This is a genomic window from Flavobacterium sp. (assembly GCF_036405015.1).
In the GTDB taxonomy this organism is placed as follows: Bacteria; Bacteroidota; Bacteroidia; order Flavobacteriales; family Flavobacteriaceae; genus Flavobacterium.
This window is the reverse complement of sequence record NZ_DASWYK010000117.1, coordinates 1-15,097: the sequence shown is the minus strand read 5'-3', so window position 1 is coordinate 15,097 and position 15,097 is coordinate 1. Positions and strand designations below refer to the sequence as shown.

10 protein-coding genes are annotated in these 15,097 nt (G+C 32.6%); 3 read left to right on the top strand and 7 right to left on the bottom strand.

Annotated elements, in window-relative coordinates; translation table 11 throughout:
- Positions 1 to 374 precede the first annotated feature (374 nt).
- Complete coding sequence (locus tag VGE71_RS08875) at positions 375 to 2,288, top strand: DUF294 nucleotidyltransferase-like domain-containing protein (protein WP_331137997.1); 1,914 nt, start codon at positions 375 to 377, stop codon at positions 2,286 to 2,288.
- Position 2,289: 1 nt separating this feature from the next.
- On the top strand, positions 2,290 to 2,886 hold the full coding sequence (locus tag VGE71_RS08870; protein WP_331137996.1) for a 3'-5' exonuclease: 597 nt from the start codon (positions 2,290 to 2,292) through the stop codon (positions 2,884 to 2,886).
- Between the two features lie 226 nt (positions 2,887 to 3,112).
- On the opposite strand, the gene acs is transcribed toward VGE71_RS08870, so the two are convergent.
- The 7 genes from acs to VGE71_RS08835 form a co-directional block, all read right to left on the bottom strand.
- On the bottom strand, positions 3,113 to 5,023 hold the full coding sequence (gene acs, locus VGE71_RS08865) for an acetate--CoA ligase (RefSeq protein WP_331137995.1): 1,911 nt from the start codon (positions 5,021 to 5,023) through the stop codon (positions 3,113 to 3,115).
- Positions 5,024 to 5,518: 495 nt separating this feature from the next.
- Positions 5,519 to 6,988, bottom strand: coding sequence for a ketol-acid reductoisomerase (gene ilvC / locus VGE71_RS08860; RefSeq protein ID WP_331137994.1), 1,470 nt, complete (start codon positions 6,986 to 6,988; stop codon positions 5,519 to 5,521).
- 61 nt (positions 6,989 to 7,049) lie between these two features.
- A complete protein-coding gene (gene ilvN / locus VGE71_RS08855; RefSeq protein WP_144212769.1) occupies positions 7,050 to 7,571 on the bottom strand; it encodes an acetolactate synthase small subunit in 522 nt (173 codons plus the stop codon).
- Positions 7,572 to 7,656: 85 nt separating this feature from the next.
- Positions 7,657 to 9,345, bottom strand: a complete 1,689-nt coding sequence (gene ilvB / locus VGE71_RS08850; protein ID WP_331137993.1) for a biosynthetic-type acetolactate synthase large subunit — start codon at positions 9,343 to 9,345, stop codon at positions 7,657 to 7,659.
- Positions 9,346 to 9,502: 157 nt separating this feature from the next.
- On the bottom strand, positions 9,503 to 11,176 hold the full coding sequence (gene ilvD / locus VGE71_RS08845; RefSeq protein ID WP_331137992.1) for a dihydroxy-acid dehydratase: 1,674 nt from the start codon (positions 11,174 to 11,176) through the stop codon (positions 9,503 to 9,505).
- A 274-nt stretch (positions 11,177 to 11,450) separates the two neighbouring features.
- The gene (gene leuB / locus VGE71_RS08840) at positions 11,451 to 12,569 is read right to left on the bottom strand and encodes a 3-isopropylmalate dehydrogenase (RefSeq protein WP_331137991.1); all 1,119 of its coding nucleotides are present in this window, start codon (positions 12,567 to 12,569) and stop codon (positions 11,451 to 11,453) included.
- Positions 12,570 to 12,626: 57 nt separating this feature from the next.
- Positions 12,627 to 13,802: a 2-isopropylmalate synthase gene (locus tag VGE71_RS08835; RefSeq protein ID WP_276380031.1), complete on the bottom strand. Its 1,176-nt coding sequence runs from the start codon at positions 13,800 to 13,802 to the stop codon at positions 12,627 to 12,629.
- Positions 13,803 to 13,957: 155 nt separating this feature from the next.
- On the opposite strand from VGE71_RS08835, the gene VGE71_RS08830 reads away from it, so the two are divergent.
- The coding region (locus VGE71_RS08830; RefSeq protein WP_331137990.1) for a hypothetical protein at positions 13,958 to 15,097 on the top strand (1,140 nt) is incomplete at its 3' end.

Genomic DNA, 15,097 nt, shown 5'->3' with positions numbered 1-15,097 from the left:
TTAAATTTTATTTTTTTTCAAATATGGCAAAATTAGATTACTCGATATATTGCATGAAATTTCAAAATCAATCCAATTTATATCAAATTCGAAATCAATCATAAATCTGCTGTATAGATTTTTATTTAAAAAATTCTCAAATATTGCAAAATTAGCTAACTGGATAATCGACCGCTAATTTTGCGATAAATGAAAAATTATTTTTTGAAAACGGAAATTCTCAAATTTCAGCCACATAAAAACTTTTTCAAGTCCGATAGCCATTATCTTTTAACATTTATTTAAAATAATTAGATTCTATGAAAGAACTTTCATTGTAAGACTTTATTTTATTATTTTTACATTCGATACTTTAAAAATAAATTATCACACATATGAATACAGTTGCTGAACATATTGCAGATTTTTTAAAAGAATACAAACCATTTGATAATTTAACTTTCCAGGAATTATCAGATATTGCTACGAATATTCGTGTCATTAATTTAGAAAAACATGCGGTATTATTTCAAAATAACGATACGCTTCATGATAGTTTTTATGTTGTAGCTTCTGGTGTAATCAATCTTACGACAATTGCAGACGCTGAAGAAACCATTATAAATAAATGTCACGAAGGCGACATTTTTGGTTTACGTCCGTTTTTCGCCAAAAACAACTACATGATGACGGCTAAAGCACGCGAAGAAAGTATTATTTATGCTATTCCGATCGCTGTATTTAGACCTTTTGTGGCTAATAATTCAGATGTTTTAAATTTTTTACTAGAAAGTTTTGCTGTAAATTCACGTCATACAAAAGACAGTGTAAGCTCTAACGGAAAACTGATTTCTGACACTGATTTCTTAGATCAGCAATCAGAAATGCAATACATTCAGTCACTTAACTATAATAATTCGCCTTTAACAACACAGGCTACTTCTATTATAAAAGATGTTGCTATTTTAATGACAGATTCTATGGTAGACAATATCATAATCTGCGAAAAGAATCATCCAATTGGTATTGTTACAAATGCCGATTTGTCTTCAAAAATTGCAACAGGGCGTTACCCTATTACTGAAACTATTGACAAAATCATGTCGTCACCGGTTGTTACGGTTTTAGAAAATGTTTCGCTAGCTGAAGCGCAATTACTTATGCTTAAACATAATGTAACTCACTTATGTGTTACCAAAGACGGTACAAGCAAATCTGTTGTAAAAGGAATTATTTCTGAGCACGATCTTATTGTAGCTCAAGCAAGTAACCCTGGTGTTTTAATTAAAGAGATTAAACGTTCACAGCTACCAAAAGATTTAAAACAAATTCGTGATCGTCTATCTGATTTAATCCAGAATTCGATTCAAAAAAATATACCAATTTCACACGTAAGTAATATTGCCAGTGAAATTAATCTAGCAATAATTAAACGTGCTGTAGAGCTTTCAATTTTAGATTTAGGCTCCCCTCCTGCTCGTTTCGCTTGGTTAAGCATTGGAAGTCAAGGCCGTAAAGAACAACTTTTACTTACAGACCAAGACAGTATTTTAATTTTTGAAGATGTTACGCCAGAAAAATACAGAGAAGTAAAAGATTATTTCTTAAGACTTGCGAAAAGAACCACTTCTATATTAGAAAAAGTGGGTTACGACTATTGTCCAAATGGCCATATGGGAAGCAATATGCTTTGGTGTAAATCACTGAGTGACTGGACAAAACAATACAACAGCTGGATGAATACTCCAGGTGAAAACAGTAATGATCTGAGCAGTATTTTCTTTGATTATGAAATTGTTTTTGGAGAACCAAAAATCGAAGAAGCAATAGAAAATGTTATCTTCAAGAATGCAGTAAACAATACTCTATTCTTTGATTTCTTAGGAAATGATGCTTTAAAAAGAAATTCTCCATTAAGTTTCTTTAAGAAATTTATTGTTGAAGAAGATGGTCCGCATAAGGATAAATTCGATATAAAAACTCGCGCTTTAATGCCTTTGATTGACAGTGCTCGCTTATTAATTCTAAATGCAAACATCAAAGGTGTTCAAAATACTTATTTAAGATTCAAACAGTTAGCAATTACAGATTCTAAAAATGCAGAAATTTATTTAAGCTGCGCCGAAGCTTTCCTGACGCTTTCTAAATTTAGAACTGTAGAGGGTTTAAAAAATGACGACTCTGGTCAATACATTAATTTAAGAGAAATGTCTAAAACAGATAAAGAGAAATTAAAAAACGCTTTAGCCCCAATGAAAGACCTTGAGGAACTAATTAAGAGTAAATTTCAATTGACACAATTCTCATAATATGCTAGACTGGCTTAAAAATATCAATAAAGACTATCCAGAATTCTGGAAAGATTACTTAACTAAATTCGAGACTAAACCTAATAAGTTTGTTGTTTTATCAACTGAAACATCTGGTTTAAATCCGGATAAAGATGTTATATTGTCACTTGGCGCATTTTCAGTCATTGATAACAGCATCGTGATAAAAGAAAGTTTTGAAACAGTTTTATTGCAATATAAATATCTACAAGATAACGGACTTTCTAATGAATTTATCATTGAAAGCAAAATGATGAAAATGCCTGAGCCAGATGCATTAGAAGCTTTGGTTAATTTTATCGGAAATTCCATTCTAGTTGGACACCATATAAATTTTGATGTTGAAATGTTAAATGCCGCATTAGAACGTTTAGATTGTGGTCGATTAAAAAATGAAGCTCTAGATGTTGATGTAATGTACAGAAAACTTACAGATATAAATGACAAGCAGTTTTCACTCGATGATTTATGCGAAATTTACAAAATTCCAAAAAGTGACAGAAACTCTTCTTCCGAAGATGCTTACAGAATTGGACTTTTATTCTTGAAATTAAAATCTAGATTGGGAATTAAATAGATTACGTTGATTTAACCACAAAGTACACAAAGATTTACGCAAAGTTCGCAAAGTTTTTTACACAAAGCTTTGCGAACTTTTTTATACAATAAAAAGTCGGAAAAAAAACTTAGCGAACTTTGCGTTAGAATAAATGCGAACTATAATAATCTTAAACCGTTAAAACATTAAACAAAAAAATGCCTCTTAAAATTTAAGAGGCATTTTTATTATTCTATATCTTTAATTACGAAATTCTTTCCTTCATAATTTGTTCTACAACTTCAGGATTTAACAAAGTTGAAGTATCTCCAAAATTAGAAAAATCTCCTTCAGCTATCTTACGTAAAATTCTACGCATAATTTTTCCTGAACGTGTTTTTGGCAGACCAGAAACAAATTGAATTTTATCCAATTTTGCAATTGGTCCAATGTGGTCAGCAATATACTGATTAATCTCTTTTGTCAAATTCTCTTTATTTCTAACTTCTCCAGTTTCTTTTAGAATAACGAAACCGTACAATGCGTTTCCTTTAATATCATGTGGGAATCCAACAATTGCAGATTCTGCAACAGCAGGATGTTCATTAATTGCATCTTCAATTGGAGCTGTTCCTAAATTATGACCAGAAACAATTACAACATCATCTACTCTACCTGTAATTCTATAGTAACCTACTTCATCTCTTAAAGCTCCGTCTCCTGTAAAATATTTTCCTGGGAAAGCAGAGAAGTATGTTTCTTTATAACGATCATGATTATTCCAGATTGTTCTGGCAATTCCTGGCCAAGGAAATTTAATACACAAACTTCCAACTACCTGATTTCCTTCAATTTCATTACGTTTTTCATCCATTAAAACTGGCTGGATTCCTGGTAATGGTAAAGTCGCATAGGTTGGTTTTGTTGGCGTTACAAAAGCAATTGGCGAAATCATTATACCTCCTGTTTCTGTTTGCCACCAAGTATCAACAACCGGACATCTTTTATCTCCAACGTGATCATTGAACCAGTGCCAAGCTTCTTCATTGATTGGCTCTCCTACAGATCCAATAACTTTTAATGATTTAAGTGGATATTTTTGAATATAATCTAAACTTTCTTTAGCCAAAGAACGAATTGCTGTTGGCGCAGTATAGAATTGTGTGATTTTGTGTTTTTCAATAATATCCCAAAAACGGCTAAAATCTGGATAAGAAGGAACTCCTTCAAAAATTACAGTTGTAGCTCCATTTAATAATGGTCCATACAAAATATAAGAGTGACCTGTGATCCAACCTATATCTGCTGTACACCAAAAAATATCATTGTCTTCGTAATTAAAAACATTTTTAAAAGTATAAGCCGTGTAAACCATATAACCAGCAGTAGTATGAACCATACCTTTTGGTTTTCCTGTAGATCCAGAAGTATACAGAATAAACAAAGGATCTTCTGCATCCATAATTTCAGCTACACTATTATCCAAAGCTACATCTAACAAAGGTTGTAACCAAACATCACGACCTTCTTTCATTTTTACCTCAGTATTGGTTCTTTTTGCTACTAATACTTTTGTTACAGATGGGCAAGTTTCCAAAGCCTCATCAACAATTCCTTTTAAATCAATTGTTTTGTTACCTCTGTAACCTCCATTAGAAGTAATTACCATTTTAGATTCACAATCGTTGATTCTCGCAGAAACTGCAGAAGCAGAAAATCCAGCAAATACAACAGAATGTATAGCGCCTATTCTAGCACAAGCTAAAACAGAAACAGCTAATTCAGGAATCATTGGTAAATAAATACAAACTCTATCTCCTTTACGAACACCTTGCTCGCGAAGTACGTTTGCCATTTTTGAAACTCTTTCGTATAATTCGTTATACGATATATGTAAAGCTTCTTCAGAAGGATCATTCGGTTCAAAAATAATAGCCGTTTTATCTCCTCTTTTGCTTAAATGTCTGTCGATACAATTTTTGGTAATGTTAACTTTAGCTTCTGTAAACCATTTCACTTCGGCTTCAGCCATATTAAAATCAACTACTTTTTCCCATTGTTGGTACCATGTGAAATTTTCTTCAGCTATTTTTCCCCAAAATTTTCTTGGCTCTCTTATTGACTTATTGTAATGTTTGAAATATTGTTCTAAATTTTCAATTTTGTAATAGCTCATCTGTTTACTGGAATTTTTTATAAATGTATTAAATCTGAACGTATTCTTAAAACAATTTAATTCATAAATTTTATCAAAAAAAAACATTTCTTTAATAAAATATGATAATTATTTGCATTTGTTTTAAAATTTTATTTTCTAAAACAAATTAAAAGAAAAAAAAGGCATAATAAAATAGATATTATGCCTTTTTTAATTTAACAAATTTCAATAACAATTAATCTTGTAAAACTGCTTTACAATACTTTTCTCTATTTTGAAAATAGCAGCATCATTATTAATTAAAACAGAAATTTCAACAAGTATATTTTATCAAATATACCCCATTATTAGGGATCAGCTTCACTTAACTTACTCTCACAGAAAAGTTAAGTGAGCAATATGCATCTATATCTATTATCTTTAATAAGTGCTTACTAATTCAAAATATTACAAATCATTGATACAGTGCAAAACCCGCAAAATCCAATCTTGCGGGAATTCCCAATTTCTTAATTATCCAATTTTTTTCATTGCTGTCATAGACTCTCTCAACCAAGCTCCTACTTCTTCAATAGGATGTTGACGAATTTCTCTATTAACAGCGATTAATACTGCATTGTCAACTGCATTTGAAGTTGAAAATGGTTTTCCGATGATATTTGTTTCTACTTTTTTCATGAATTCAGTCAATAAAGGCTTACATGCATGATCAAATAAATAACATCCGTACTCAGCAGTATCAGAAATTACACGGTTCATTTCGAATAATTTCTTTCTAGCGATTGTGTTTGCAATTAATGGTAATTCGTGTAATGACTCATAGTAAGCTGATTCTTCGATAATTCCAGCTTCAGTCATAGTTTCGAAAGCTAACTCAACACCAGCTTTAACCATTGCAATCATTAATACTCCGTTATCAAAATATTCTTGTTCTGAGATTGGAGCTTCTTGTGGAGCTGTTTTTTCGAAGTTAGTTTCTCCTGTTGCAGCTCTCCATTTCAATAAGTTAACATCATCATTAGCCCAGTCAGCCATCATAGTTCTTGAGAATTCTCCAGAAATGATATCGTCTTGGTGTTTTTGGAATAATGGACGCATAATATCTTTCAATTCTTCAGCTAATTCGTAAGCTTCGATTTTTGAAGGATTATTTAAACGATCCATCATATTTGTAATACCACCATGTTTCAAAGCTTCAGTGATAGTTTCCCATCCGTATTGAATTAATTTAGAAGCATAAGCAGCATCGATTCCTTTTTCAACCATTTTATCAAAACATAAAATAGATCCAGTTTGTAATAAACCACAAAGAATAGTTTGCTCACCCATTAAATCTGATTTTACTTCAGCAACGAAAGATGATCTTAAAACTCCAGCTCTGTGTCCTCCAGTTGCTACAGCATAAGCTTTTGCTTGATCTAAACCAAATCCGTTTGGATCATTTTCTGGGTGAACTGCGATAAGAGTTGGAACTCCAAATCCTCTTTTGTACTCTTCACGTACTTCAGAACCTGGACATTTAGGAGCACACATAATTACAGTGATGTCTTTACGAACTTGCATTCCTTCTTCTACAATGTTAAATCCGTGAGAATAAGACAAAGTAGAACCTTGTTTCATTAATGGCATAATAGCATTCACTACAGATGTATGTTGTTTATCTGGAGTTAAGTTACAAACTAAATCAGCAGTTGGAATCAATTCTTCGTAAGTTCCTACTGTGAAACCGTTTTCAGTTGCATTTTTAAAAGAAGCTCTCTTTTCAGCAATTGCATCTGCACGTAATGCATAAGAAATATCTAAACCAGAATCTCTCATGTTTAATCCTTGATTCAAACCTTGTGCTCCACAACCAACAATTACAACTTTTTTTCCAGCTAATGCCGCAATTCCGTCTGCAAATTCTGATTGCTCCATAAATTCGCAAACTCCTAATTGTTCTAATTGTAATCTAAGTGGTAATGTATTGAAATAATTTGCCATTTTTGTTTTAATATTTAATGAAATGAAATTTAATAATTGATTATATATAACTAAGATTTTATTATTTAAAGGTTTCCAACAAAGCTGAAATCTCCATTTTTTGTTTTGAAACTGAAATTCTTCCAGAACGTACAAATTGCATAATTCCGTAAGGCTTGAACTTTTCGTATAATTCTTCAATTTCAGAACGTCTTCCTGATTTTGAAATCACAAAGAAATCACGAGAAACCGTTACAATTGTAGACTGGCTTTCTTTGATAATATTCTGAATTTGTTTCTCATCGAATAACAAACTTGAAGCTATTTTAAATAAAGCATTTTCTAAGAAAATAGTTTCTTCATCTGTATGATAAAATGCTTTTATAACTTCAATTTGTTTCTCAATTTGTCCAACGATATTCTGAACCCATTTCTCTGTAGTATTTACCACAATGATAAATCTTGAAACATTCTCTATTTCTGATTCAGAAACATTTAGACTTAATATATTAATGTGACGCTTTAAGAATATTCCAGATATTCTATTTAACAAACCCACGTTATTTTCTGAGTATACCGATATGGTAAATGTTTTATCTTCCATTTTTTTAGTTTGTTTTGTTTCAAGTTTAAAGTATCAAGTTTTTCTTAACTTGGAACATAAAACTTGAAACATGAAACTTATTTTTTTAGCTTAATCTAATTTCTGAAACACAAGCTCCAGTTGGAATCATTGGGAATACATTATTCTCTTTTTCCACCATGACTTCTAAGAAGTAAGACTCTTTTGAAGCAAGCATTTCTGCAACTGCTGCATCTAAATCTTCACGTTGTGTTACTTTTTTAGATTTAATATGATACCCTTCTGCAATGGCAACAAAATTTGGATTGATCATTTTTGTTGATGCATAACGGTTGTCAAAGAACAATTCTTGCCATTGACGTACCATTCCTAAAAATTCATTATTTAAAATAACAATCTTAACAGGAACCTGAGTTTGAAAAATGGTTCCTAATTCCTGAATTGTCATTTGGAATCCTCCATCACCAATAATCGCTACAACTTCGCGTTCTGGTTTACCCATTTTTGCTCCAATTGCTGCTGGAAGTGCAAATCCCATTGTTCCTAAACCTCCAGAAGTGATATTACTTTTGGTTGAATTGAATTTTGCATAACGACAAGCAAACATCTGGTGCTGACCAACATCTGTTACAATAATCGCATCACCTTTTGAATGTTTATTAATCATTTCAACAGTTTCTCCCATTGAAATTCCCTTACCGTTTGTTGGACTTAATTCTTCTTTAATAACTGAATTGAATTCAATTTCTCTTAGAGCTTTAAATTCATTAAGCCATAAATCATGAGATTTTTCTTCAAGCAATGGTAATAGCGCCGCTAGAGATTCTTTCACATCACCTAAAACAGCTATTTCAGTCTTAACGTTTTTATCAATTTCTGCAGGATCAATTTCGAAGTGAACTACTTTTGCTTGTTTTGCATATGTATTCAAGTTTCCTGTAACACGGTCGTCAAAACGCATTCCAAAAGCGATTAAAACATCACATTCGTTAGTTAATAAATTAGGAGCATAATTTCCGTGCATACCTAACATTCCAACGTTTAAAGGATGATCTGTTGGCAAAGCCGAAAGTCCTAAAATGGTCCATGCGGACGGAATTCCAGATTTTTCGATTACTGCTTTAAATTCGGCTTCTGCCTGACCTAAAATAATTCCTTGTCCAAAAACGATTAAAGGTTTTTTCGCAGAATTGATTAAAGCTGCAGCCTCAGCAACTTTATCCAAATTCAATTTAGGAACTGGAATATAACTTCTAATTCCAGTGCATTTTTCATAACTAAAATCGAACTCATCAAACTGAGCGTTTTTAGTAATATCAATCAATACTGGTCCTGGACGTCCAGAACGAGCAATGTAAAATGCTTTTGCAATGATTCCAGGAATTTGAGAAGCTTCAGTTACTTGAAAATTCCATTTTGTAACTGGAGTTGAGATTCCGATAATATCAGTTTCTTGAAATGCATCAGAACCTAATAAATGTCTTCCAACTTGTCCTGTAATACAAACCATTGGAGTTGAATCGATCTGAGCATCAGCGATTCCAGTAACTAAATTAGTTGCTCCTGGTCCTGAAGTAGCAATTGCCACACCTACTTTTCCTGTAGCTCTAGCATAACCTTGAGCTGCATGAGTTGCACCTTGTTCGTGACGTACTAAAACGTGGTGTAACTGATCTTGAAATTTATATAATTCATCGTAAACTGGCATGATTGCTCCACCTGGATAACCATAAACCAAATCTACTCCTTCTTCTAACAAACATCTTATAACGGCTTCTGCCCCTGATATTCTCATAGTATATTGTTTTTTCAATGTCAAAATTCAATTCCAAAATTCAATGTCAATGGTAAAATTCAATTTCAATTATAACTTTTAAATTGAATTTTTATTTATTGCTATTTGATTTTTGATATTGTCATTGATATTGATTTTTGATATTGTTCTTTTAAAATTAATTATCGGTCACGCAACCTGTAGAAGCGCTTGACACCGATCTAGCGTATTTAAGTAAAACCCCTCTGTCAACTTTTAATTTAGGCTGCACCCAAGCCGCTTTTCTAGCTGCAAATTCCTCGTCAGATATCTTCAAGTCGATTGTATTTTTCACAGCATCAATAGCGATTAAATCTCCATCTTTTACTAGTGCAATACCTCCACCGTCATATGCTTCTGGTGTAACGTGACCTACCACGAAACCGTGTGAACCTCCAGAGAATCTACCGTCTGTAATTAGTGCACAGCTGCTTCCTAATCCAGCACCGATAATGGCAGATGTAGGTTTAAGCATTTCAGGCATTCCCGGACCACCTTTTGGTCCACAACCTCTAATGACGACTACATTACCTGGTTTAATTTTTCCGGCTTGAAGACCTGGAATTACTTCAAATTCACCTTCAAATACAACAGCTGGTCCTTCGAAATATTCACCTTCTTTTCCACTGATTTTTGCTACAGCACCTTCAGAAGCAAGGTTTCCGTATAAAACTTGGATATTCCCTGTTGGTTTTAATGCTTTTTGAATTTCATGAATAACTTCTTGTCCATCTTGTAAATCTGGAGTTGAAGCTAAGTTTTCTGCAACTGTTTTCCCTGTTACTGTTAAACAATCGCCGTGTATCAATCCAACTTTTAATAAATATTTCATTACTGCAGGAATACCTCCTACTTCGTGAATATCTTCCATCATATATTTTCCACTTGGCTTCATATCAGCAAGAACCGGAGTCCTATCATTAATTGCTTGAAAATCATCCAAAGTGATTGTAATTCCAACTGAATGTGCCATTGCAATTAAGTGCATAACAGCATTTGTAGAACCACCTAAAACTGCTACAATTGTAATAGCATTTTCAAAAGCCTTACGAGTCATAATGTCTCTTGGCTTGATATCTTTTTCTAATAATATTTTGATTGCTTTTCCTGCCTCAAAACATTCGTCTCTTTTTTCTTGACTTAAAGCTGGATTAGAAGAACTATAAGGTAAACTCATTCCCAAAGCTTCAATTGCAGAAGACATTGTATTTGCAGTGTACATACCACCACAAGCACCAGCACCTGGACAAGCATTTTGGATAACTCCTTTAAAATCTTCTGGTGTTATTTCGCCTTTTACTTTTTTTCCTAAAGCTTCAAAAGCAGAAACGATATTTAAAGACTCCCCTTTCCATTTTCCAGAGTGAATAGAACCTCCATAAATCATCATTGATGGACGATTTAATCTTCCCATTGCGATTAATGCTCCTGGCATATTTTTGTCGCAACCAGGAATTGCAATAATACTGTCATACCATTGTGCTCCGGCAACAGTTTCTATAGAATCTGCAATAACATCACGAGAAACTAATGAATAACGCATTCCTTCAGTTCCGTTAGAAATACCGTCACTGACACCAATGGTATTAAAAATAAGTCCGACCAGATCTGCATCCCAAACACCTTTTTTAACATCTTTTGCTAAATCGTTCAAGTGCATGTTGCAAGTGTTACCATCGTAACCCATGCTGACAATACCAACTTGTGCTTTTTTCAAATCTTCTTCAGTTAAACCAATTCCGTACAACATTGCTTGCGCTGCAGGCTGTGTTTGATCTTGGGTGATGGTCTTGCTGTACTTATTTAATTCCATTATTGCTTATTTTATTTTTTTTTATTTTTTTGTTCAAAAAAAAACCTTCCAGTATTTGGAAGGTTTCTAATATAGTTTTTCAATTATATTTATAACATTCCCGATGCAGATGTGTGAATCACATTGACAACAACGACAGAAGTAATAATAATTGAGATTTGCATCGCTTATTTTTTTAGTGTTACAAAAGTATAGAAACTTTAGCAACTAAAAAAATAAAATCTCAACATTTCAAACACTTCTTGTTATTTAATTCACTTTTTAACAAAAAATATTAAACAATTGTCGATTGTCCAATACTAACATTGTCATTATTAAAATACAGCAAATCGTCTTTGCTGAAAATAAAATTAGAAACAAACTCACCTACTTCGTTAGTACCGAATTTTGAATCTGGTTTTAAATCAACTGTAACTACTTTGTATTCAATTGCTTTTTCTACTGCTTTAAAAATCACATTAGCTTCTTTAGTCAATCCAAAATGCTCTAACAACAGCGCTGCTGCTAAAATAGAAGCAATAGGATTGGCAATGTTTTTTCCTTTTGCTTGCGGATATGATCCGTGAATTGGCTCAAACAAAGCATTTTTTTCTCCTAAAGATACTGATGGCAATAAACCAATAGATCCTGTAATTACACTGGCTTCGTCTGATAGAATATCCCCAAACAAATTTTCAGTTAAAATCACATCAAATTGTTTCGGATTTAAAATCAACTGCATTGCTGCATTATCCACAAATAAGAAATCAAGTTTCACATCTGGATACTCTTCGCTCACTTTCTGAACTACTTTTCTCCATAATCTTGAAGTTTCCAAAACATTTGCTTTGTCTACCATTGTTAACTTTTTACGACGTTTTTGTGCAGATTTAAAAGCTAAATGTGTAATTCTAGTAATTTCTTCTTCTGAATATTCACATAAATCTGAAGCATGTGTTCCTTCTTCATTAAGTGTTTTAGTTCCAAAATAAGCTCCACCTGTTAATTCTCTAAAAATGGTAAAATCTGCTCCTTCAATAATTTCTCTTTTTAAAGGAGAAGATTCTATTAAGGCTTTATAAGGTTTTATAGGACGAATATTAGCGAACAATCCTAATTCTTTTCGCAGTTTCAGTAATCCTTGCTCTGGACGAACCTTTGCATTTGGATTGTTATCGTATTTAGGATCTCCAATTGCACCAAGTAAAACTGCATCTGTATTTAAACACAGGTTCAGGGTTTGCTCCGGTAAAGGATTTCCTGTTTTATCGATAGCAACCGCTCCCATCAGCGCTTCTTCAAAAACAAATTCGTGATTATACACTTCGCCAATGGCGTACAAAGCTTTCTTAGCTTGTAATATTACTTCAGGCCCAATTCCATCTCCTGGTAAAACTGCAATTTTTAAATTCATAATCTCTCGCTCTTTATGTCTTTAAATCCTTATTGTTCCTAGTTTATTTTTGAAATATTAACTTCTGATTAATTCACCTTCTATCTTAGAAGCTTCAATAATTTGGTGGATATCTGCGTCTACAACTTCTTTTTTAATGTCAGCGAATTTCAAGAATTCGATGTAAACGATATCTAATTGTGTTTTTGTCAATTCGTAACCTACTTTTTTAGCACGGTAAGCTAAAGCAGCTCTTCCACTTCTAGCTGTTAAAATGATTGAAGATTCATTTACTCCAACATCTAATGGATCCATGATCTCGTAAGTCGCTCTGTTTTTGATAACACCATCTTGGTGAATTCCAGAACTGTGTGCAAAAGCATTTGCTCCAACAATCGCTTTATTTGGCTGTACAATCATTCCCATACTTTCGGAAACCAAACGACTCATTTCGTTCAATTCTCTTGTATTGATGTTTGTATCTAAATTTAAGTAAGGGTGTTGTTTGAAAATCATTACCACTTCTTCAAGTGCTGTATTTCCTGCTCTTTCTCCAATACCATTAATAGTACATTCGATTTGTCTTGCACCATTAATAGCACCTGCAATTGAGTTTGCAGTCGCCATACCTAAATCGTTATGACAATGGCAAGAAAGAATTACATTTTCAATTCCTTTTACGTTTTCTTTTAAGTATTTAATTTTTGCTCCATATTCTTCTGGAAGACAATATCCAGTAGTATCAGGAATATTTAATACAGTTGCTCCAGATTTGATAACTTCTTCACAAACTTTTGCCAAGAACGCATTATCTGTTCTACCAGCATCTTCAGCGTAGAATTCAACATCTTCTACATACGATTTTGCATGTGCTACAGCATATTTTGCTCTTGCAATAATATCTTCAGGCGTAGTATTTAATTTGTGGAGGATATGAGATTCTGAGGTTCCGATTCCAGTATGGATTCTAGGTTTCTTAGCATGCTTTAAAGCAGCTGCAGCAACATCAATGTCGTTTTTTACGGCTCTTGTTAGTCCGCAGACGGTTGCATTTTCTACAATTTTACAAATCTCAGAGACCGATAAAAAATCGCCCGGACTTGACACAGGAAAGCCTGCTTCGATGATATCAACCCCCATTTTGTCTAGTCGTTCTGCGATAACTAATTTTTGCTTAGTATCTAACTTGCATCCTGGAACTTGCTCACCGTCGCGTAAAGTGGTGTCAAAAATTTGAACTTTCTCTCTATTCATATTCATTTATTTAATGTAATTTCACATCTTGATAACAAATATATATTGTACTATCGCAGTACGAAATTCATTTTAATGAAATTATACTGTTCATAAAACGATTTATACCCAATTAACTATTTTATTATCAATAAGTTACATTATTATTTTTTACAATGGCTAACCATCAAAAAGATTTCTTATTTGTTTTAATCAAATCACTTTCGAAATCAGAAAAAAGACAGTTTAAAATTTTTGCAAGCCGATTAGAGACGAGTTCAAACACAAAATTTATCGAATTATTCAATATTCTGGATAAATCTGAAGTTTACGATGAAAAACTCATTCTTAAAAGTGGTGTCATTCAAAAAGTGCAGCTATCTAATTTAAAATCATACTTATACAAACAAATTTTAGTAAGTATTCGATTGAATATTCCTAGCCAGAATATTCGTTATCAGCTTCGCGAACAAATGGATTTTGCTGTTATTCTTTACAATAAAGGACTATACAAGCAGAGTTTGAAGATTTTAGACAAGACCAAACAACAAGCACTTGAAAATGACGAAAAATATATGGCGTATGAGATTGTAGAATTCGAAAAACTAATCGAATCGCAATATATTACGCGAAGTATTCAAGGGCGTGCGGATGAATTGGTTATTCAAGCAAAAGAACTGAACTACCGAAATACGATTTCAAGCAAATTATCGAATTTATCGCTTCAATTATACGGGATCATGCTAAAAACAGGTTACGTAAAAAGTGATGAGGAATACAAATATATAGACGATTATTTCAATAGACATGTAGCCAAACTAGATGAAAGCAAATTTGGCTTTAGAGAAAAATATTGGTTTTACAACGCCAGTCTTTGGAGAAGTTTTCTTGTGCAAGACTTTTTAGCCAGTTATAAATTTGCCTACAAATGGGTAACATTGTTTTATGATAATCCCAACATGATTTATCTAAATCCTGTTTTTTTTCTAAAAGGAAATCATTATTTCTTAGAATCGCTTTATATGTTAAAGTATAAAACGAATTTCAAGAAATATTTAAATCTTTTGGAAGAAACTATTGCGGATCCAAAATTTCCTGTAAATGATAATATTGCTTCGCTCTCGTTCTTGTATGTTTATAACAACAAATTGAATCTCCATATTCTTGAAGGAACTTTTGCAGAAAGTGAATATCTAATTCCTGAAATTTTAAATAAACTAAAAATACATAGTGAACATCTTGATGAACATCACGAAATGTTGTTTTTCTACAAAATCGCTTCGATTTATTTTGGTATTGAAAAGTATAATGAATGT